Origin of the sequence: Pseudomonas mendocina, from assembly GCF_900636545.1 — a bacterium.
Taxonomy (GTDB): Bacteria; Pseudomonadota; Gammaproteobacteria; order Pseudomonadales; family Pseudomonadaceae; genus Aquipseudomonas; species Aquipseudomonas mendocina.
In genome coordinates this window covers 1-21694 of record NZ_LR134290.1, presented here as the reverse complement: position 1 = coordinate 21694, position 21694 = coordinate 1, and the positions used below count along the sequence as shown (strand labels likewise).

15 protein-coding genes are annotated in these 21694 nt (G+C 63.7%); 11 read left to right on the top strand and 4 right to left on the bottom strand.

Annotated features, from left to right (window positions below; all coding sequences use genetic code 11):
* The first annotated feature begins 2 nt into the window (after positions 1-2).
* From EL191_RS00075 to EL191_RS00025, 11 genes are all read left to right on the top strand, one after another.
* Positions 3-1334 carry a DotU family type VI secretion system protein gene (locus tag EL191_RS00075; protein ID WP_013713172.1) on the top strand — a complete coding sequence of 444 codons (1332 nt, stop codon included), beginning with the start codon at positions 3-5 and terminating at the stop codon, positions 1332-1334.
* The gene (gene tssM / locus EL191_RS00070) at positions 1331-4831 is read left to right on the top strand and encodes a type VI secretion system membrane subunit TssM (protein WP_041975630.1); all 3501 of its coding nucleotides are present in this window, start codon (positions 1331-1333) and stop codon (positions 4829-4831) included. The genes EL191_RS00075 and tssM overlap by 4 nt, the downstream gene beginning before the upstream one ends.
* Positions 4828-5481, top strand: a complete 654-nt coding sequence (gene tagF, locus EL191_RS00065) for a type VI secretion system-associated protein TagF (RefSeq protein ID WP_041975628.1) — start codon at positions 4828-4830, stop codon at positions 5479-5481. The genes tssM and tagF overlap by 4 nt, the downstream gene beginning before the upstream one ends.
* Positions 5478-6215, top strand: a complete 738-nt coding sequence (locus EL191_RS00060; protein WP_041975626.1) for a PP2C family protein-serine/threonine phosphatase — start codon at positions 5478-5480, stop codon at positions 6213-6215. The genes tagF and EL191_RS00060 overlap by 4 nt, the downstream gene beginning before the upstream one ends.
* Positions 6206-9229 carry a serine/threonine-protein kinase gene (locus EL191_RS00055; protein WP_041975624.1) on the top strand — a complete coding sequence of 1008 codons (3024 nt, stop codon included), beginning with the start codon at positions 6206-6208 and terminating at the stop codon, positions 9227-9229. The genes EL191_RS00060 and EL191_RS00055 overlap by 10 nt, the downstream gene beginning before the upstream one ends.
* Positions 9229-9945, top strand: a complete 717-nt coding sequence (locus EL191_RS00050; protein ID WP_041975852.1) for an ABC transporter ATP-binding protein — start codon at positions 9229-9231, stop codon at positions 9943-9945. The genes EL191_RS00055 and EL191_RS00050 overlap by 1 nt, the downstream gene beginning before the upstream one ends.
* Positions 9945-11144 (top strand): FtsX-like permease family protein, encoded by a 1200-nt coding sequence (locus EL191_RS00045; protein ID WP_017363549.1) that lies wholly within the window; start codon positions 9945-9947, stop codon positions 11142-11144. Before EL191_RS00050 ends, EL191_RS00045 begins: the two co-directional genes overlap by 1 nt.
* Complete coding sequence (locus EL191_RS00040; protein WP_080764235.1) at positions 11137-12939, top strand: formylglycine-generating enzyme family protein; 1803 nt, start codon at positions 11137-11139, stop codon at positions 12937-12939. The genes EL191_RS00045 and EL191_RS00040 overlap by 8 nt, the downstream gene beginning before the upstream one ends.
* Before the next feature lie 53 nt (positions 12940-12992).
* Positions 12993-13883 carry a type VI secretion system-associated lipoprotein TagQ gene (tagQ, locus tag EL191_RS00035; RefSeq protein ID WP_017363547.1) on the top strand — a complete coding sequence of 297 codons (891 nt, stop codon included), beginning with the start codon at positions 12993-12995 and terminating at the stop codon, positions 13881-13883.
* Positions 13884-13975: 92 nt separating this feature from the next.
* The gene (locus EL191_RS00030; RefSeq protein WP_013713163.1) at positions 13976-14878 is read left to right on the top strand and encodes a hypothetical protein; all 903 of its coding nucleotides are present in this window, start codon (positions 13976-13978) and stop codon (positions 14876-14878) included.
* Complete coding sequence (locus EL191_RS00025; RefSeq protein ID WP_041975621.1) at positions 14875-15312, top strand: hypothetical protein; 438 nt, start codon at positions 14875-14877, stop codon at positions 15310-15312. The genes EL191_RS00030 and EL191_RS00025 overlap by 4 nt, the downstream gene beginning before the upstream one ends.
* 101 nt (positions 15313-15413) lie before the next feature.
* Here the strand turns inward: EL191_RS00025 and gyrB are convergent, their stop codons facing one another.
* From gyrB to dnaA, 4 genes are all read right to left on the bottom strand, one after another.
* Entirely contained in the window at positions 15414-17834 is a 2421-nt protein-coding gene (gene gyrB / locus EL191_RS00020; RefSeq protein ID WP_017363545.1) for a DNA topoisomerase (ATP-hydrolyzing) subunit B, read from the bottom strand.
* Between the two features lie 4 nt (positions 17835-17838).
* The gene (gene recF, locus EL191_RS00015) at positions 17839-18942 is read right to left on the bottom strand and encodes a DNA replication/repair protein RecF (RefSeq protein WP_041975618.1); all 1104 of its coding nucleotides are present in this window, start codon (positions 18940-18942) and stop codon (positions 17839-17841) included.
* A 127-nt stretch (positions 18943-19069) separates the two neighbouring features.
* A complete protein-coding gene (gene dnaN / locus EL191_RS00010) occupies positions 19070-20173 on the bottom strand; it encodes a DNA polymerase III subunit beta (RefSeq protein ID WP_041975616.1) in 1104 nt (367 codons plus the stop codon).
* Between the two features lie 30 nt (positions 20174-20203).
* Positions 20204-21694, bottom strand: coding sequence for a chromosomal replication initiator protein DnaA (gene dnaA, locus EL191_RS00005; RefSeq protein WP_026042211.1), 1491 nt, complete (start codon positions 21692-21694; stop codon positions 20204-20206).

Below are 21694 nucleotides of genomic sequence, written 5' to 3'. Positions count from 1 at the left end.
CCATGACCGATCAAGACGACTGGCTGAACAAGCCGCCAGCAGCGCAACCGGCGAACAACGATCGCACCCAGTTCATGCCGCGCCCCGGTGGTCGTGCTCCGCAGGCGCCAGCCGAGGCCCCGGCAGCGCCGCTGCAGATGCCGGCTGCGCCGCTACCGGCGGGCCAGGCCCGTGGCATGAACCCGCTGGAGCAGGCCGCCGGGCCGCTGCTGAGCATGCTCACCCGATTGCGCAGCACCTTGGCCCATCCCGCTCCAGCCAGCCTGCGCGCGCAGCTGCTGGGCTACCTGCGCCAGTTCGAACAGCGCGCCGAGGCCGCCGGTGTGCCGCGCAACGACGTGTTGCTGGCGCGCTATGCGCTGTGCACCGCCCTCGACGAGGCGGTGCTGAGCACGCCCTGGGGCAGCACCAGCGAGTGGGGCAAGCAAAGCCTGCTGATCACCGTGCACAACGAGGCCTGGGGCGGCGAGAAGGTGTTCCAGCTGCTCGAACACTGCCTGCAAAGCCCACGTGAACGGCTCGATCTGCTTGAACTGCTGTACCTGTGCACCAGCCTCGGCTTCGAGGGTCGCTATCGGGTCATGCATGACGGTCGCAGCCAGCTGGAAGCGCTGCGCGAGCGCACCGCCGCGACCCTGCGCAGCGTGCGTGGCGAGCGCGAACACGAGCTGTCACCGCACTGGCGCGGGGTCAACGTGGCCCCGGATCGCTTGTCACGACTGCTGCCGCCCTGGGTCGGCCTGGCCGTAGCTCTGGCGCTGTTGCTGCTGGTGCTGCTGGTGTTGCGGATGAAACTGGCAGCCGATGCCGAACCGGTGTTCCGGCAGATTCACGCACTGGGCGAAGTACCGGTGCAGAGCATCGAACCGGCCGTGGTGAAGCCGCGTGTAGTGGAGCGCCCGCGCCTGGCCACCTTCCTCGCCGACGACATCCGCGCCAACCGCGTAGCGGTCGAGGATGGCGTCGACCGCTCGGTGGTGACCATCCGCGGCGACGAGCTGTTCAGCTCCGGCAGCGCCAGCATCCGTGACGACTTCCAGCCGTTGCTGCTGCGCATCGCCGAGGCTGTCGCCAAGGTCAAGGGCCAGGTGCGCATCACCGGCCACAGCGACAACCAGCCGATCGCCACGCTGCGCTTCCCCTCCAACTGGGCACTGTCGCGTGCCCGCGCCGAAGAGGTGCTGCAGATTCTCGCAGCGCGTACCGGCCAGGCCGAGCGCTTCAGCGCCGAGGGCCTGAGCGACACCGAACCGCTGGCATCCAATGCCACGGCCGAAGGACGGGCGAAGAATCGCCGGGTAGAGATCACCGTGCTGGCGGAGGGTGTGGAGTGAAGGCGTTGTTCGGATTCATCACCCGCTGGGTCATCCCGCTGCTCGGGCTGATCGCCCTGAGCCTGATCATCTGGTTCATCGGTCCGCTGCTCAATGCACTGCAGCCGGCCTGGACGCGCTGGACGCTGATCATACTGCTGTTCGCCCTGTGGCTCGGCTGGCGCCTGTTCTGTCTGCTGCGCGAACGCCAGCAGGAACGCAAGGTGCTCGACGGCCTGGCAGCACAGGCCGCGCCGGACGCCGCCAGCGTGGCCACCGCCGAGGAGCTGGCGACGCTGCGCCAGCGCATGGACGAAGCCCTGACGCTGCTGAAGAAGGCGCGCCTGGGCGGCGATGAGCGGCGCAACCTGTATCAACTGCCGTGGTACGTGATCATCGGGCCACCCGGCTCCGGCAAGACCACCGCACTGGTCAACTCCGGCCTGAACTTCCCGCTGGCAGCGCAGTTGGGCGCCGGGGCCGTTCGCGGCGTCGGCGGTACGCGCAACTGCGACTGGTGGTTCACCGACGAAGCGGTGCTGCTCGACACCGCCGGGCGCTATACCACTCAGGACAGCCACGCCCAGGTGGACAAAGCGGCCTGGCTCGGTTTTCTCGACCTGCTCAAGACCCAGCGTGCGCGTCGCCCGATCGATGGCGCCTTCATCGCCATCAGCCTCTCCGACCTACTGCAGAGCAGCGAAAGCGAGCGCGCCGCACACGTGGCGGCGATCCGCTCGCGGGTGCAGGAGCTGTATACCCAGCTCGGCGTGCGTTTCCCGGTCTACGTGATGCTGACCAAGTGCGACCTGGTGCCGGGCTTCATGGAGTTCTTCGACGACCTCAGCCGTGAGGAACGCGCCCAGGTCTGGGGCTTTACCTTCGCCCTGGATGACGGCAAGAGCATCGGCGGCCCGCTGGAACATTTCGACAGCGAGTTCGTCGCCCTCGAACAGCGCCTCAACCAGCGCCTGGTCGAACGCCTGCAGCGTGAACGCGATCCGGCACGACGCGACCTGATCTACGGTTTCCCGCAGCAGTTCGCGGCGATCAAGAGCCTGCTCGGCGAGTTCCTCAACGGCGTGTTCAAACCCAATGCCTACGAGGAGCGCAGCCTGCTGCGCGGTGTGTACTTCACCAGCGGCACCCAGGAAGGCAGCCCGATCGACCGCCTGATCGGCGCCATGGCGCAGAGCATGAACCTCGACCGCCAGCACCTGGCCAGGCAGAGCGGCAGCGGCCGCAGCTATTTCCTCCAGCACCTGTTCAGCCGCGTCGCCTTCGCCGAGCGCGGCCTGGTCGGCGTCGACCAGAAGGTCGAGCGCCGCCGCAGATGGCTGGCCATCGGCTCGCTGGCCGCCAGCGTGGCACTGGTACTGGTGGTGAGTACGCTGTGGCTGCTCAGCTTCAACGCCAACCGTGAGCATATCGCCCAGGTCGGCGCGCGTACCGTGCCGCTGGAGCAGCAGGTGCGCAGCCTCAGCCCGGCGCAGCGCGACGTGCTGGCGGTATTGCCCCTGCTCGATGCCGTGCGCAACCTGGCCGGCGATCCGCCGGACTGGGCCAAGGGCCTGGGTCTATATCAGGGCGACATGCTCGAGGAGCAGGCCGCCAGCGTCTATCGCCGTCTGCTGGTAGCCACCTTCGCCCCGCGCCTGCTCAGCCGCGTTGAGGAACAACTGCGTTCCGGCGGTGGCACCGATTACCTCTACGAAGGACTCAAGGCCTACCTGATGCTCGGTGGCGGCGAACATTACGACGCCGAGTTCATCAAGGCCTGGATCGCTCTGGACTGGGATCAGAGCCTGCCGCGTGACTTGCCGGGCGAGCAGCGCCAGGCGCTCGACGGGCATCTGCAGGCGCTGTTCGAACGTCGTCCACCGGACGCGCGTCTGGATCAGCGCCTGATCGACGAGCTGCGCATGCAACTGCAACGTCTGCCGCTGGCGCAGCGCGTATACGACCGGGTCAAGCGGCAGAAGCTGCCGGCCGGGGTCAGTGACTTCCGCATCAGCGAAGCCGCCGGGCGCGACGCCGCGCTGATCTTCACGCGCAAGAGTGGCAAAGCGCTGAGCGATCCGCTGAGTGGTTTCTACACCCGCCGCGGTTACCGTGAAGCCTTCCTCCGCGCCAGCGTCGGCCAGGCCAGCGTGGTAGCCGAGGAACAATGGGTGCTGGGCCGTCAGCTCGACAGCACTCAGGACGCGGTGAACCTGGCCGCCGATGTACGCCAGCTGTACCTGCGCGATTACGTGCAACAGTGGGATGCGCTGCTGGCCGATCTCGACTTCGTGTCGATCACCAGCGTGGCCCAGGCCGCCGACGTGCTGCGGATACTCTCGGGACCATCCTCGCCGCTCAAGCAGTTGCTGATCGCAGTGGCGCGGGAAACCGATCTGCAGCAGGCGCCCGAAGCCGAAGGTGTGGCCAAGACCAGCGACGAGGGTGTCGACCAGCTCAAGCAGAAGCTCGGCTCGCTGCTTGGCCAGACTCCCGCCGGCAATGCCGTGGCGGCGGTGAGCGAGATCGATCCGGTCAGCGCGCATTTCGCCGAGCTCAACAGCCTGGTCAGCCAGGACCCGTCGGCGCCGATGGCCATCGATGGCCTGCTGGCGGATCTCAACGAACTTTACGTGCAACTCAGCAGCATGGTCGGCGCCAGCGGCGAGGCGCTGCTCGGCGAGGCGAAGAACCAGGCCAGTGCCGCCGCGGCAAGGGTCAACCTGACAGCGGCACGTCAGCCGAAGCTGGTTCAGGGCCTGGTAGGCTCGGTCGTCGCAGCCAGCACCAACAGCATGATGGGCGGGGTGCGCAACCAGCTCAATGCGGCCTGGCAAAGCGACGTGGTCAATGTCTGGCGGCAGTCGCTGGCCGGCCGTTACCCCATGGTGCCGGGTAGCCAGCGCGACGCCACGCTGGATGATTTCGGCCAGTTCTTCGGCGTCGGCGGGGTCATGGACAGCTACTTCCGCAAGTACCTGCAACCCTACGTCGATACCTCCGCACGCACCTGGCGCTGGCAGCCGGGCGCGGCACAGAAGCTGGGCATCTCCGCCGGTGTGCTGCAGACCTTCCAGCGCGCGGCGCTGATCCGCGACGAGTTCTTCCGCAGCGGCGGCCTGCAGCCCAGCGTGCGCTTCGACCTCAAGCCGGTGAGCATGGATGCCACCATCAGCCAGTCGCAGCTCGATCTCGACGGCCAACTGATCGGTTTCGACCATGGCCCGAGCCGTCCGGTGGCGGTGCAATGGCCGAACCCCAGCAGCATCGGCGTGGTACGCCTGTCGGTGTCGCCACCGGTGGAAGGCGGGCGCTCGGCCCTGACCCTGGAAGGGCCGTGGGCCTGGTTCCGCCTGCTCGATCAGTCCGAGCTGATTGGCGGTGCCTCGCCGGATCGCTTCAACCTGCGCGTACGCCTGGATCGTTCCAGCGTTGCCTACGAACTGCGTGCCAGCAGTGCCTTCAATCCTTTCAAGAGTCGCGCAGTGGCCGGCTTCACCCTGCCGGAGCGGCTATGACGATGATGGGTTTCTACGGCAAGGTCGCCAGCCGCGGCGACTTCATCGAGCGCAACCTGCCGAAGGACTTCCAGCGCAGCTGGGACGCCTGGCTGTCGGCTGGCCTGCAGACAAGCCGGCAACAACTCGGTGAACACTGGCTGGACGCCTACCTGACCAGCCCGTTGTGGCGCTTCGCCCTGGCACCTGGCGTGTGCGGTAGCGAGGCCATGACCGGGGTGCTGATGCCAAGCATCGACCGCGTGGGCCGCTACTTCCCGCTGACCATCGCCTGCAGTATCCCCTGCGGGCAAACGCTGCAGGCCTTGCAGGCGGGCGAAACATGGTTCGAGCGGATCGAGAACCTGCTGCTGAGCACCCTGGAAGAGGGCGCCCGCTTCGAAGACTTCGAGAGCGAGGTGCAGCGCCTGGACCCCTTGCCGGACACAGTGACACCCACGCACGACGAGGCGCATGGCCTGCAACACTGGCCGGCAGTCGATGCAGCGGGGCGCCTGGCAGCGCTGGCCGCCCAGGCCTGCAGCGGCGCCAGCCTGTGGTGGGGGCGTGGCTCACAACGCATCGCGGCCGGCCTGCGCCGTTGCCAGGGGCTGCCGCCGACCGAGTCTTTCGCGGTTTACCTGCTGGGACCGGAGGTGGTCGCGCAATGACTGCACTGCACTACCAGTCGGCGGCCTACAGTCATGTCGGCCTGGTTCGTCAGATCAACGAAGACGCCTATCTGGAGCGGCCCGAAGCCGGCCTCTGGGTCGTGGCCGATGGCATGGGCGGACACGCCGCGGGCGATTACGTCAGCAGCCTGATCGTCGACAGCCTGCGCAACCTCAACGCAAGCGACAGCCTGAATGACTACGAGCAGGTACTGCGACACAGCCTCAGCCAGGTCAATGCGGCGGTGCGCGAGCAGACCCAACTGCGCGGCGTAAGCATGATGGGCAGCACCGTGGTGCTGATGGCGACGCGTGGCGACCGTGGCCTGTGCCTGTGGGCCGGCGACAGCCGACTGTACCGGCTGCGAGCGGGTGAGCTGCAGGCGGTCTCGCGTGACCACAGCTACGTGCAGGACCTGCAGGACAGCGGCCTGCTCAGCGAGGCCGAGGCGCGCCTGCATCCTCGCGCCAACGTCGTCACCCGCGCCGTCGGCGTGCAGGACCAGCTGGAACTCGCCGGTAGCCAGTTCGAGGTCCTCCCCGGCGATACCTGGCTGCTGTGCAGCGACGGCCTCACTCGTACGGCCGAAGACCACGAGATCCGCGATGTACTGGCCCATGCCGACCCCTATCAGGTGGTGCGCAGTCTGGTTCATCTGGGCCTGACCCGCGGCGCTCCCGACAACATCACCGCCATCGTCATCAAGACCAGCGAGCCCGCCTCATGGACCTGAACATTCCCGGTTTCGACATCGAAGGCGTGATCGGCGAAGGCGCCATGGCCACCGTCTACCTGGCGCTGCAGCGCTCCCTCGAGCGCAAGGTGGCGTTGAAGATCATGGCCCCGGCGCTGGCGGCCGATGCCTCGTTCTGCGAGCGTTTCCTGCGCGAGGGCAAGACCCTGGCGCGTCTGGCCCACCCGCATGTGGTCACCGTGCACGACATCGGCAACGCCGGCGAGCACTACTACATGGCCATGGAGTACCTGCCCAACGGTACACTGCGCGAGCGTATCGCCGCCGGCCTGAGCCCCGAGCAGGGCCTGCAGTACATCCGCCAGATCGCCTCGGCGCTGGGCTACGCCCACAGCCAGGGCTTGATCCACCGCGACGTGAAACCGGCCAACATCCTCTTTCGCGCCGACGGCACCGCGGTGCTGTCGGACTTCGGTATCGCCAAGTCGCTCGACGACAGTACCCAGTTCACCCAGGTGGGCTTTGCCGTCGGCACGCCCAACTACATGAGCCCCGAGCAGGCGCGCGGTCTGGATATCGACGGCCGCGCCGACCTCTATGCGTTGGGCGTGGTGCTCTATGAAATTCTGGTCGGCGAGTTGCCGTACATGGGCACCGATGCCCTGTCCACGGCGCTGGCGCACCTGACCCAACCATTGCCGGAGCTGCCATTGCAGCACAGCCGCTATCAGACGCTGCTGCAACGCCTGCTGGCAAAGAATCCGGATGAACGCTTCAGCAATGCCGGAGAATTGCTGGCCGCGCTGGATACCCAACCGACACCCGACTCGGATGCGACCGTGATCCGTCCAGCGCTCACCCCGCAGACCACGCTGAGCGCGCCCTCGACTAGCGAGCTCGGCGATCTGCAACCGGTCTCCATCGAGATTCCACGCAGCGCACCGACCCCGGCGCCGACCGTGGCGCCCGCACCGACTGCCATGGCAGGCAGAGTAGCGGGGCAGCCGTCCACTGCTGCTAGCAAGAGCCCTCGCATGGCACTGCTGGCAGTGGCCATAGCCGCCGCGCTGGGTCTGGGTGGCGGCGCCTATTGGTGGCTCGCGCAACCGTCTCCGGTGGTGGCCTCGGACACCCCACCGCAGCGCGACGAGCAGCCAGTCGCAGATACACAGCCAGTGGCCGACACGGGCGAAGCGGGCGACCATCCGCTGCTCATGCCGGGCAAGAAGACCCTTTACCAGCGCATCCTGGCCAAGCCCGGCGCGCAACTGCTTAACGCTCCCAGCGCCGCCAGCGGCGAGGCGCTGCCAGCCTTCTCGGTGCTTTACGTGTATGCGAAACGCAGCCAGGACGGCCAGACCTGGCTGCAGGTCGGTGCGGCCAGCGATGGCCGGGTGCAGGGCTGGATCGCCGCGGAACAGGCAACCGACTGGAAACAGAGCCTGGTGCTGAAGTTCACCGAACGCTCCGGTCGGGCACCGGTGCTGTTCATGCAACAGGCCGCCGACGTGGAGCGCCTGATCGATCGCACCAGCCAGGCTCGCGAGCTGCTGCTCAAGGCGCAGAACGACCCCGAGCAGGTACCGCAGGTGGTTGCACTGGAGCCCACCGCCAGCGCCGTGCCGCAGGATCAGTTCTACCTGATGCCGATCTTCGACTTCCGCGAAGCCTTCGACGCCGAGGGGCAGCCGGTGCAGTTGCTCAACATCGCCTCGATCGATCCCGGCAACGTCGCCCAGTCTCAGACACCTGCCGGCAAGCCGGCGACTGCCACCGATTCGGGCTTCCGCACCGGCATCGTGCTGGTGGTCGACACCTCGGTGTCGATGCAACCCTACATCGACCGCGTACGCCAGGTGGTCAGCGAGCTGCAGAGCCAGCTGCAGGCACGTGGCGAGCTGGATAACGTCAGCTTCGGTCTGGTCGGCTATCGCAACAGCACCGAGCGCACCCCAGGGCTGCAATACCTGAGCAAGACCCTGGTCAGCCTGCAGGACGGCAGCGACCCGCAGCGTTTCCTGCGCGCCGCCGAACAGGTGCAGGCGACCAGCGTGTCCAGCCATTCCTTCAACGAGGATGCGTTCGCCGGCGTCATGCAGGCCGTCGAAGGCATGGACTGGTCGAGTTATGGCGGGCGCCTGATCCTGCTGGTTAGCGACGCCGGTGCACTGCGCAAGAACGACCCGCACAGCAGCACCCGAATGAACGAGGCCGAGGTACGCCAGGCCGCTCTGAGCAAGCAGATCAAGATCTTCGCCCTGCATCTGCGCACACCGGCCGGCAAGACCAACCACGCCTCGGCCGAGCAGCAGTACCGGGTGCTGACGGCCGACAGCAACCCGCAGATCGGCGACCTCTACGTCTCGGTGCCGGGTGGTGATGTCGAAGCCTTCGGCGAGCGCGTGCGCGAGATCGGCTCGACCTTTGCCGAACTGGCGCAGCAGATCCGTGCCCAGCAGGCGCCAGTCACCCCGCAACTGGCCGGCGGCGCCAACCTGGCGGCCAAGTCGCAGGCCATCGGCTACGCCATGCACATGGATTTTCTCGGCCGCCGCAGCGCCAGTCAGGCGCCGCAACTGGTCAGCGCCTGGACCGCCGACCGCGACCTGAGCAACCCCAACCTGCCAACCCTGCAGGTCTGCGTGATGCTGACCAAACTGCAGCTCAACGACCTGCAGCAGTCGCTCAAACTGATCGTCGACGCCGCGCGCAAGACCAAGACCTCGCCGGCCGACTTCTTCAGCGAAATCGCCAGCGCCAGCGCCTACATGAGTCGCGATCCATCGGCGCTGCGCCGGGGCGCCAATCTGGCCCAGAGCGGCGTACTCGGCGAATACCTCGACGGCCTGCCGTATCGCAGCAAGGCGCTGAGCATGACCCAGGACCTCTGGCTGTCATTGTCGGTGGCCGAGCAGGAAGACTTCATCGACGAGCTGGAGTCGAAGATTCGCCTCTACGAAACCTTCCACAACGACATGGCCAACTGGGTGCGCTTCGGCAATGCCGAGCCGGGTGACGCCCTGTACCGTGTACCGCTGTCGACGCTGCCATGATGATTCGTCTGCAGCAGGTCCTCAAGCAACGTGGCCAGGGCGCGCAGCGCTACAGCCTGGCCATCGAGCAGTTGCAGCTGCAGGCGGGCGCACGAGTGGCGCTGGTTGGTCCCAGCGGCTGCGGCAAGAGCACACTGCTCGACCTGCTGGCCCTGGTGCTGGCTCCCGATTCCGCCGAGACCTTCGCTCTGGAGCTGGCCGGCACTACCTGCGATATCGCCGAACTGTGGCGACAGGGACGGCAGAGCCAATTGGCGCAACTGCGCAGCCGGCATCTGGGTTATGTGCTACAGGCCGGCGGGCTGCTCGGCTTTCTCGACGCGCGCAACAACATTGCGCTGCCTCGGCAACTGCTCGGCATGCCGGACGATGGTCAGGTGCAGCGTCTGGCACAGGCACTGGATGTTCAGGAGCAACTGGGCAAGTACCCAGCGCAGCTATCGATCGGCCAGCGCCAACGAGTCAGTTGCGCGCGTGCACTGGCGCACCGGCCGACGTTGTTGCTGGCCGACGAACCCACCGCGGCGCTGGACCCGCTCAATGCCGAACGGGTCATGCAACTGCTGCTCGCTCAGGCGGCTGAAACCGGTGCGACCTGCGTGGTGGCGACGCACGACGAGGCGCTGGCACAACGCGCCGGCCTGCACATTCTGCGCATGCACTGCCGGCGTGACGCCGACGGCGGTGTCAGCGCCCATCTGGAGCAGGCTGCCTGATGCGCCCGCTGCTGATCGCCGGCCTGGCCTGGCAGGACTACCGCCGCGAAGCGCGCCTGTCGGCCTGTGCCGTGCTGGCCCTGGTGGCGGTGATCGCACCGCTGCTGGTGCTGTTCGGCCTGAAGTACGGCCTGGTCGGCAGCCTGACCGAACGCCTGCAACGCGATCCTGCCGTGCGCGAGATCATTCCGCTGGGCGGCACGCGCCTGCAGGCGGAATTCATCGAGGCGCTGAGCCAGCGTGAGGACGTTGCCTTCGCCATCCCGCGTACCCGGCAGATTGCCGCCACCAGTGAATTGCAGGTGGCGCCAGGGCAGGCGAGGGTCAGCGTGGAGATGCTGCCGACTGCCGCCGGTGATCCGCTGCTGCAAGGCCTGCCAGTGCCACGTGAGCTACATCAGGTGGTACTCAGCCATACCGCTGCCGAGAAGCTCGGTGTCACAGCCGGAAGCCAGGTGCAGGCCCGCTTCGGGCGCCAGCGCGGCAGCGACCTGCAATGGCAGCAGACCCCCCTGCAGGTACTGGCTGTACTGCCGCTGGCCGCCTTCGAGCGCGATGCGCTGTTTGCGCCGAAAGTCCTGCTGGAAGCTGTCGAGGATTACCGCGACGGTTTTGCGGTTGCTGCACTGGATTGGCCGGGCGCAGCAGCGGGGCGGGCGCCACGCATCTACCCAGGGTTTCGTCTGTATGCACGCACGCTCGAAGACGTCGAGCCACTGCGCCAGTACCTGACCACGCAGCAGGTACAGGTGGTTACTCAGGCAGCGCAGATCGCCCAGGTTCAGGCTCTGAGCCGCAACCTTGATCTGCTGTTCTGGTTGATCACCGCCCTGGCCCTGGGTGGCGCCGTGGCGGCAACCAGTGCCGGCGCCCTGGCTGCCGTGGAGCGCAAGCAGCGTGAGCTGGCAGTTCTGCGCCTGCTGGGTTTCGGCAGCGGTGCGCTGTTGCTGTTCGTGATCCTCCAGGCGCTGTACAGCGGTCTGTTCGCCAGTCTCCTGTCGGCCCTTCTGTACCGCTTGGCGGAGGGCGGCCTCAACCATCTTTTCGTACAGGTGCCGGGTGACTACGCCAGTCGCCTGCTGCCCGAGCATTACCTGATGGCCCTCGCTGCCGTCCTGCTGGCCAGCGCCCTTGCCGCTGCGCTGGGAGGGCGACGTGCGGCCCGGATCGACGCCTCTCAAGGAATTCGCGATGTCTGACAGTCGTTTCGCTGCTTCCGCCCTGATGTTAGCCACGCTTGCCCTGGCGGCCTGCTCGCCGGGCGATGAGCCACCCGCGGCGAACAAAGCTGCCACACCTGCGCAGTCAGCCGACGAGCCTGCCCGCGAACTGGATGCAGAGCAACTGGCCAAGCTGGATAACCCCAAACCATTGCCGGGCGATGTCAGCCTGCCGCTGCCCTGTGGTGGCGAGATGGTCTTCCGCCACGTTTACATCCTGTCCCAGGGCAGCCTGGACGATCGCGAGGTGAGTCTGGGCTATCCGTTCAGCGAGGGCGAAGCCGGCTACAAGCAGTCTTTCATTTCCGGCTATCGCCGCGACTTCATCAACGGACAGTTCAGTCTGCAGGACCTGGCGCCGCAGTGGCAGAAGCAGATCGCCGAGCGCCTGCCCAAGATCGACGCCGGCAGCCCGCTGAAGCCGATGATGTATTTCATCGGCAAATACGAGGTCACTGCCCGCCAGTACGCCCAGGTCATGGCCCAGGCTCAGGCGCTGGCCGGCGGCGAACCTGCACCGGAATGTGCCCCCGTCACCAGCGCAGCGGCGCGGCTGCCGCAGGTCAAGTTGTCGCGTTTCGAGGCCGAGCGCTTCGCAGCGGTCTACAGCGCCTGGCTGCTGGCCAATCATCGCGACCTGCTGCCGGTCAGCGGGCGGGGTAGCAAGGCCGAGGAGGGCGGTGCTGCCTTCGTCCGTCTGCCCACCGAAGTGGAATGGGAGTTTGCTGCCCGAGGCGGCTCGGAGGTCAGCCGTCAGGAACTGGAAGGACGGCTGTTCCCGCGGCCGGTCGAAGGCAGCGACGAGGATGGCCCGCTGGCCAAATGGGCCGTGTTCAACCAGGTGGCAGGTGGTACCGGGCAGGCCCCCCGATTGATGCCGATCGGCACCAAGGAGGCTAACCCGCTGGGGCTGTTTGACGTGATCGGCAACGCTGCCGAGATGGTGCAGGAATCCTTCCAGCTGGTCAGTGCCGGGCGCCGGCAGGGCACCTATGGCGGCTTCGTGGTCAAGGGCGGCAACTACCTGGAAGGCGAGGGCACACTGTTCACCGGTATGCGCCGCGAATACCCGTTGTTCGGTGCCGATGGCAGCGAGCAACGCAACGAAACCACCGGCTTTCGTGTGGCCATCGGCGCGCTGTCCGCTCCGCGCTCGCGCTACGACGAGCTGTTCAGCCAATGGCAGAAACAGGGACGCCTGGCTGGCCTGACCGACGATATCGGCGATGCCGAGGACCCGACCCAGCGCCTGGACAGCATCATCGCCAACGCTACCGACCCACGCCTGCAGGCCGAACTCGGTCTGGTCAACGAAGAGCTCAAGCGCAACGTTTCACTGATCGCCCGCCAGCGCGAAGAAGCCGTCGGCAACCTGATCCAGTCTGCCGCGCTGGTGGCGGAGACCATCAACAACTACAACATCCGCCTGACCAACCTGCGCCAGAGTCAGCGCCAGGCGCAGCAGAACAATGACGCAGCCTCGGCGCAGATATTTGCGGGTGCCATCGAGAACGGCACCAAGGCGCTCAACGGCGCTGTGGCGATCTACATCGACAACATGGCCAGCGGTACCCGTTACACCAACGCGGTTATCCAGGCGCAGTTCCAGCGGGTCAAGGAAGAGCTCGCGCGCAAGCCGGTGATCGGCAACAGCCTGGTCAACCGCGCCACCCTGTTCGTCAACCACGTGGCTCTGTATCGCGCCCAACAGCGGGCCGAACCAGCCGAAATCCTCAAGCAATTGCTGGCAACGCAAGCGGTGCAACAACCGTGAACGTGACCAGCCGTTCCACAAGCGTCACTCAACCACCAGCAGAGAACCTAGCTATGCGTCCATTCGAACCGCACCACACCTCGCAACCCCGTAGCCGCATCCTGACCCTCGCTGCTATCGGCTTCACCTCGATGACCGTGCTGATCAGCGGCTGCTCTACGTCGGCGGTCAACCGCGTCGGCAAGTCCACTGAGGTCAACTATTACCCGAGCTGCTATCAGCCCGTTCAGCATCTGCGCGATACCGACTCCAACATCACCCGTTCGATCGCTACCGGCGCCGTGCTTGGTGCAGTAGGCGGGGCATTGACCGGCGCCCTGACCGCCGACAAGGAAGACCGCAAGCGCAATGCAGCCATCGGCGCCGCCGGCGGTGCCCTGGTCGGCGGCGCGGCGGCCTACTACACCTCCAAGCAGCAGCAGATCAGCGATGACCGTCAGCGCATCGGGTCCTACTCCACCGACATCAGTGCCAGTGCCAGCACCTTCGACCGCAGCATCGCCTATGCCGAAGCGTCGCAAAGCTGCTACCAGAAGGAATTCACCAGCCTGCTGGAGAAGCGCAAATCCGGTGCGATCGACGACACAGAAGGGCGCAAGCGTCTGGCGGAAATCATCGCCGGCCTGAGCGAGTCCAACAGCCTGATCACCGCCGTCAACGGCAAGGCTGGCGAGAATCTGAGCAACTACACCCAGGCTTACGAGGCTGACCTGAAGAACGTCGGCGTCGAGCGTGCTGAAGTGACCACGGCAGCCAAGACTCCCACCAAGACACCAGCCAAGGTTCCCACCGAAGCGGTCAAGACCGAACAGGTTCTGCAACAGGCCGAAGTCAAGCAGGCCAAGAGCCAACAAGTGGCCGTGGCAGGTACCAACCAGGTCAACAGCATGTGCAACAACCCCGATATGGGCGACTGGGCACCGATTCCCTGCCCCAACGTCTGAGTCGAGCCAGGTGACTGGCTGAGACAGCGCGCCGCTGGTTTCCCTTTCGAGGCGGAACCGGCGGCTATCGGAATATCAACCAAGGAGGGCCAATGTCCGACTACCTGATCGGGTTGCGCAATACCCCATCGCAGATGATGGCAAGACAGCGCATCGAAGCCATGATCGACCTGCGCAAGCTTTACGCCGCCATCGACGCAGACCCTGCCATCTCCGGGGCAGGCGTGGTCTACATCGACGCCAAGTTCAATTCGGTGACGCTGCGCGAGTTCACGCCAATCTGCAGCATCAAGCCCAAGCGCATCATCATTCGTGAAGCCCAGCGCAACGTCTCGCCACAGCAGTTCGCCGAGCAGGTGCGCTCCAACCCGCGCGAATCGCGACTGCTCGCCGAGAGCGTCAACACCAGCCTGGCCTGCGCCGGAGCGGTGCTGGGCTGGATCGCGATCATCGGCGGCACCGCCATCGTCCCATTCACCGGTGGCGCGAGCCTGGTGATCACGACGCTGGGCGTTGCAGCAGCAACAGCGAGCTCCGTGCAATGCGTTGCTGGTGCTGCACGGGTCTATACCGAGGTGAACAATCCCGAAGCCCTCGACAGGCTGGACAACGAACAGTGGTACCAGGACGCCTCCAAGGCTCTGGATATCATCTCTCTAGCCGGCGTCGCCGGAGCCGGTGCGACGATCTTGCGTGTGATGAACATGCGTAAGGCCATGACTGGACGCAGCTGGTATCAGAGCCTCAAGGGCCTGAGCCGGCAGGAACGGCGGCGCCTGACCAATGAGATTCTGGAGAACCGCAACCCGGCACTCACTCCCGCCCTGCGCAAAGCTCTGCAGAGTAGCGGTGAGCTTCCGAAGCGCTTCACCACCAGCGAGATATCCTCGACCTTGGCGATCAATATCAGGGATGCGCTGGGTGCCGGAATTGGCCTGCTCGGCAGCAATACGGTACAGACTTACGCCATCGGCCTTTACGAGGAGCTGGAGTGAAGCAAGGACTCGATTTTCTCTCGATACTGCGCCGACATTTCCCGGTCTTCATCGCCGCGTTCTTTCTCGCACTGTTTTCCATGGCGATCAGCCAGATCGTACTGCTGGAAGTCTATCCGCCGAGCCTGGACGACTATGGTATCTACATGATGCTGGGAAGTTGCGGGATATCCCTGTACCTGTGCGCGACCAATCTTCTGGTAATTCGCGGCCGCCCCTGGGCGGTGTGGCTGATCGTGGCGGCCATGGTCGCCTGCATGCTGGTGATCATCGCGCATTGGGGCAGGCGCGCACCTGACCTGCTGTACTCCATCGGCTTGCTGCTGTCGTTGAGCACCCTGCTGACCCTCAACAGCAAACGCTACCGCGCCATGCTTGCGGCCATGGTGGAAGTGCGAGGGCAGCGCGCGGCGTGGCGTGAGCGCTTCAAGTAAAAACCTCAGCACAGCTCACGAAAAGTCCCGCCCAAATGAAAAGCCCCTGACGATTCACATCGGCAGGGGCTTTTCATTTCACGCCAACTGGCGGTTTTACATCAGAAGTCCAGATTTGACACCGCGAGGGCGTTGGATTCGATGAAGTCGCGGCGCGGCTCCACGGCATCGCCCATCAGGGTGTTGAAGATCTGGTCGGCAGCGATGGCGTCCTCGATGGTCACCTTGAGCATGCGACGCACTTCCGGGTCCATGGTGGTTTCCCACAGCTGATCCGGGTTCATCTCACCGAGACCCTTGTATCGCTGGATGCTGTGACGCTTGGTGCTTTCATTCATCAGCCAGTCCAGCGCTTCCTTGAAGGTGCTGACCGGCTTCTTGCGCTCACCACGCTGCACGTAGGCGCCTTCTTCCAGCAGGTTATTCAACTGCTCGCCCAGAACGGTAACGGTCTTGTAATCGTTACTGGCAAAGAAATCACGGTTGAAGGTGATGTAGTTGGACAGGCCATGCGACTTGATCTCGACCTCCGGCAGCCACAAGTGGCGCTCGTGGTCTTCGCGCAGACTGACGTTGTAGGTCTGACCCGACTTCTCGACAGCCTTGAGGCGCGTCGTGAAGCCATCCAGCCAGCCCTGCATTGCCGACTGGTCGGCCAGTTGCTCGACGCTGACACGCGGCAGGTAAACGAAATGCTCGGTGAGATCCTTCGGATAGACGCGCGACAGTCGATCAAGAGTCTTCATTACCCCGCGGTAATCAGCGACCAGCTTCTCCAGAGCCCCACCGGACAGGCCCGGGGCGTTCTCGTTGACGTGCAGGCTGGCATCTTCCAGGGCCGACTGGGTCATGTATTCATCCATGGCCTCGTCGTCCTTGATGTACTGCTCCTGCTTGCCTTTCTTCACCTTGTACAGCGGCGGCTGGGCGATGTAGACGTAGCCACGCTCGATCAGCTCCGGCAATTGACGGAAGAAGAAGGTCAGCAGCAGGGTACGGATGTGCGAACCGTCGACGTCAGCATCGGTCATGATGATGATGTTGTGGTAACGCAGTTTGTCGATGTTGTACTCCTCACGCCCGATGCCGCAGCCCAGTGCGGTGATCAGCGTGCCCACTTCCTGGGAGGAGAGCATCTTGTCGAAGCGTGCCTTCTCGACGTTGAGGATCTTGCCCTTGAGCGGCAGGATCGCCTGGGTCTTGCGGTTACGACCCTGCTTGGCAGAACCGCCCGCGGAGTCACCCTCCACTATGTAGAGTTCGGACAGCGCCGGATCTTTTTCCTGGCAGTCAGCCAGTTTGCCGGGCAGCCCGGCGATGTCCAGGGCGCCCTTGCGGCGGGTCATTTCGCGCGCCTTGCGTGCAGCTTCACGGGCACGGGCAGCGTCGATCATCTTGCCGACCACGGCCTTGGCTTCGTTCGGATTCTCCAGCAGGAAGTCGGCGAAGTACTTGCCCATTTCCTGTTCGACAGCGGTTTTCACCTCGCTGGAGACCAGCTTGTCCTTGGTCTGCGAGCTGAACTTCGGATCCGGAACCTTCACCGAGATGATTGCGGTGAGGCCTTCACGGGCATCATCACCGGTAGTGGAGATCTTGAATTTCTTCGCCAGACCTTCCTGCTCGATGTAGTTATTCAGGTGGCGGGTGAGGGCAGAGCGGAAGCCCGCCAGGTGAGTACCACCGTCACGCTGTGGAATGTTGTTGGTGAAGCAGAGGATGTTCTCGTTGAAGCTGTCGTTCCATTGCAGGGCCACTTCGACACCAACGCCATCTTCTTCGCGCTGGATATTGAAGTGGAAGACCTGGTTGACCACGGTCTTGTTGGTGTTGAGGAACTCGACGAAAGCCTTCAAACCACCTTCGTACTTGAACAGCTCTTCCTTGCCGGTACGCTCGTCGCGCAGCAAGATGCCCACGCCAGAGTTGAGGAAGGACAGTTCGCGCAGACGCTTGGCCAGGATGTCCCAGCTGAAGTGGATGTTGGCGAACGTCTCTTCGGACGGCTTGAAGTGGATCTGCGTACCGGTACCGTCCGTATCGCCGACAGCGGTCAGAGGCGCTTGCGGTACGCCATGGACGTAAGTCTGCTCCCAGATCTTGCCGCTACGGCGAATGGTCAGCACCAACTCCTTGGAGAGGGCGTTCACGACCGAGACACCCACGCCATGCAGACCGCCAGATACCTTGTAACTGTTGTCGTCGAACTTACCGCCGGCGTGCAGCACGGTCATGATGACCTCGGCCGCCGAGACGCCTTCTTCCTTGTGCACGTCGACCGGGATACCGCGGCCGTTGTCACGCACGCTGATCGATTCATCCGGATGGATGGTGATGGTGATTTCGCTGCAGTAGCCTGCGAGCGCTTCGTCGATCGAGTTATCGACCACCTCGAACACCATGTGGTGCAGACCACTACCATCGTCAGTGTCACCGATGTACATCCCGGGACGTTTGCGTACGGCGTCCAGTCCTTTCAGCACCTTAATGCTGGAGGAGTCGTACGTTTGGTTTTCGCTCATGCCTTCACTCCCGATGGTCTTGGGTCTGGGTGATACGACCATGTTCCACGTGGAACATGGCAACCGGCGTATCCATCTGCCAGCCTTCCCTCAACAATTCATGATCTACACAGGTGATGAACACCTGGCAGCGCAAATCTTCCAGCAACCGGCACAGTGCCCGACGATGCTGCTCATCCAGTTCCGACGGTAGGTCGTCCACCAGATAGATACATTGACCACGCTTGGCTTCATTGACCAAGTGGCCCTGGGCTATGCGCAATGCGCACACCACCAGTTTCTGTTGTCCTCGCGACAAAATTTCCGCCGCGTTATGCCCCGCAAGACGCAAGCGCAAGTCGGCTCGCTGCGGCCCAGCCTGGGTATGCCCGAGTTGCTGATCACGGAGAAGGGAGGTGGCGAGCACTTCGCTCAGCTCACGATCCTTGTCCCAACCGCGGTAATAACTCAGGGAAAGCCCTTCCAGTCGTAGCAACTCGGCCAGGGTGCGCTCGAACACTGGTTTCAGCGCCTGGATATAGGCCCTGCGGTAAGTGTCGATTTCCTCGCTCGCGCCGCACAATTCGCGGCCCCATGCAGCCTGCGAAGCACCGTCAAGTGTACCATGGCGCAGCCACGAGTTCCGCTGCCGCAGGGCCTTCTGCAGCCGTTGCCAAGCACCGAGAAAACGATGTTCCACGTGGAACACACCCCAATCCAGGAACTGCCTGCGAATCTTCGGCGCACCTTCCAGCAAACGAAAACTGTCCGGGTTGATCAATTGCAGCGGTAAAAGATCCGCGAGCTGTGCAGCGCTACGCGCATTCTGCCCATCGATACGAATCTGTAGTTGACCCTGTCGATCCCGAGAAATACCGAGATTGCTGTAACCGCCCTCGGCCAACTGGACCTGGCCAAAAATGGTACAAGCCGGTTGTTCGTAATGGATGACAGGTTGCAGGCGAGTGCTGCGAAACGATCGGGCAAGGCCAAGCAGATGAATTGCCTCGAGCACGCTGGTTTTGCCGCTGCCGTTGGCGCCATAAAGAATGTTGATGCGTGGCGAAGGCTGCAGTGACGAAGAATGCAAATTGCGTACGGCAGTTACGGTGATGCGAGTCAGGGACATGAGCGGAGCCGGAGCGAAGAGGGCAAATGGTCTGCCTGAAACGAAATCAGCCTTGTCATGCTACGGAGAGAAATCCGCAACATGACAAAGCTGATTATTTTGACGCCGATTACCCGTTGAAACAGTTTTACAGACGCATCGGCATGACGACGTAAGCCGAATCGTCGTTGTCGGCTTCCTGCAATAGGGCACTGCTGTTGGAGTCGGAGAGAATCAGACGAACCTGCTCAGTACCCATCACGCCCAGCACATCCAGCAGATAGCTGACGTTGAAGCCGATTTCCAGACCGCCACCGCTATAGTCGACTACGATTTCTTCCTCGGCCTCCTCCTGCTCCGGGTTATTGGCCTGGATTTTCAGCAGACCGGCAGCCAGGGTCAGACGAATGCCGCGATATTTCTCGTTGGAAAGAATTGCAGTACGGCTGAACGCTTCGCGCAGACCCTGACGATCCGCCAGCACCAGCTTGTCACCGCCGCGCGGCAGCACGCGCTCGTAATCCGGGAACTTACCGTCCACCAGCTTGGAGGTGAAGGTGAACTCACCTGTATTGGCGCGAATGTGGTGCTGGCCCAACACGATACTCACTTCAGCATCCTGCTCGGTCAGCAGGCGAGCAAGTTCGAGGATACCTTTACGCGGCACGATGACCTGGTGCTTGCCGTCCTGCTGGATGGCAGCTTCCATGGAGCACATGGCCAGACGATGACCATCAGTGGCTACGGCGCGCAGCAAACCGCTTTGAACTTCCAGCAGCATACCGTTGAGGTAGTAGCGTACGTCCTGCTGGGCCATGGCGAAGCTGGTGCGCTCGATCAAACGACGCAGCTTGGCTTGCGGCAGGTTGAAGGTCAGCGAGCCTGGGCCCTCTTCCACGGTGGGGAAGTCATTCGCTGGCAGTGTCGACAGGGTGAAACGGCTGCGACCGGCCTTTACCAACAGCTTCTGGTCATCGACGCGGATGTCGATCAGTGCATCGGACGGCAGGCTCTTGCAGATATCCATCAGCTTGCGCGCCGGCACGGTGATCTCGCCTGGCTCGGCAGCATCTTCCAGCGTAACGCGGCCAACCAGTTCGACCTCGAGGTCGGTACCGGTCAGCGACAGCTGCTGGCCTTCGACCACCAGCAGGACGTTGGACAGAACCGGCAGCGTCTGGCGTCGTTCCACGACACCGGCGACCAGTTGCAGAGGTTTCAACAGGGCTTCGCGTTGAATGGTGAAATGCATGGTCTAGTCCCTTGCCTCGTGGAGCTGCGATCAGGTTGTAAGCGTACGCAGCAGGTTCTTGTAGTCCTCGCGGATGTCCGCGTCGGATCCCCTAAGTTCAGCAATCTTACGGCAAGCGTGCAACACCGTGGTGTGATCACGACCGCCGAAGGCCACACCGATTTCCGGCAGGCTGTGATTGGTCAATTCCTTGGACAATGCCATGGCCACCTGACGCGGCCGGGCAATCGAGCGTGAACGACGCTTGGAAAGCAGATCAGTGATCTTGATCTTGTAGTACTCGGCCGTGGTGCGCTGAATGTTGTCGATGCTGACCAGCTTGTCCTGCAGGGCCAGCAGATCCTTGAGCGACTCGCGGATCAGCTCGATGGTGATGTCGCGACCCATGAAGTGCGAGTGCGCGATCACCCGTTTCAGCGCGCCTTCCAGCTCACGTACGTTGGAACGAATGCGCTGAGCGATGAAGAATGCGGCATCATGCGGCAGATCCACCTTGGCCTGGTCGGCCTTCTTCATCAGGATCGCCACGCGGGTTTCCAGTTCCGGCGGCTCCACCGCGACGGTCAGGCCCCAGCCAAAGCGCGACTTCAGACGCTCCTCGAGACCTTCGATCTCCTTCGGGTAACGGTCGCTGGTGAGAATCACCTGTTGGCCACCTTCGAGCAATGCGTTGAAGGTGTGGAAGAACTCTTCCTGGGAGCGCTCCTTCTTGGCGAAGAACTGGATGTCATCGATCAGCAGTGCGTCCACAGAACGATAGAAGCGCTTGAACTCGTTGATGGCGTTGAGTTGCAACGCCTTGACCATGTCGGCGACGAAGCGTTCGGAATGCAGGTACACCACCTTGGCATTGGGATTCTTCGCCAGGAGGTGGTTGCCAACGGCATGCATCAGGTGAGTTTTGCCCAGGCCCACACCGCCATACAGGAACAACGGGTTGTAACCGTGCTTGGGATTGTCTGCCACCTGCCAAGCAGCAGCACGAGCCAACTGGTTCGACTTACCCTCGACGAAGTTATCGAAGGTAAAGGTGCGGTTGAGGTAGCTGGTGTGCTTGAGCCCACCTTCAACCTGCACGGTACGCTCGGTGCGAGGTGCCACGGCAGGGGTTGGCGGTTGCGGCGCCGAACCGGCCATCGAATCGAAGCTGGCTCGCGAAGGTTCCTCCTGCACGGGCGGAGGAAGCGGCTTGCTCACTGCAGCGGCAGCCTGAACCTGAGCAGCGCGCGCAGCCGCGGGCAGGGGGGCAGTGGGTGCAACCCGAGCAGTGGCGGCACGCTTGCTGCCTATTAATAGGGAAAGCGCGGGAACCAGACCGCCTGCACGTTCACCGAGCAACTCGAGCAAACGGCTCAGATACTTCTCGTTGACCCAGTCGAGCACGAAACGGTTGGGCGCATACACACGCAGTTCGTCGCCTTCGGCTTCGACCTGCAGAGGACGGATCCAGGTGTTGAATTGCTGGGCCGGCAACTCATCGCGCAGAAGCTCGACGCATTGCTGCCATAGTTCCACTGACAC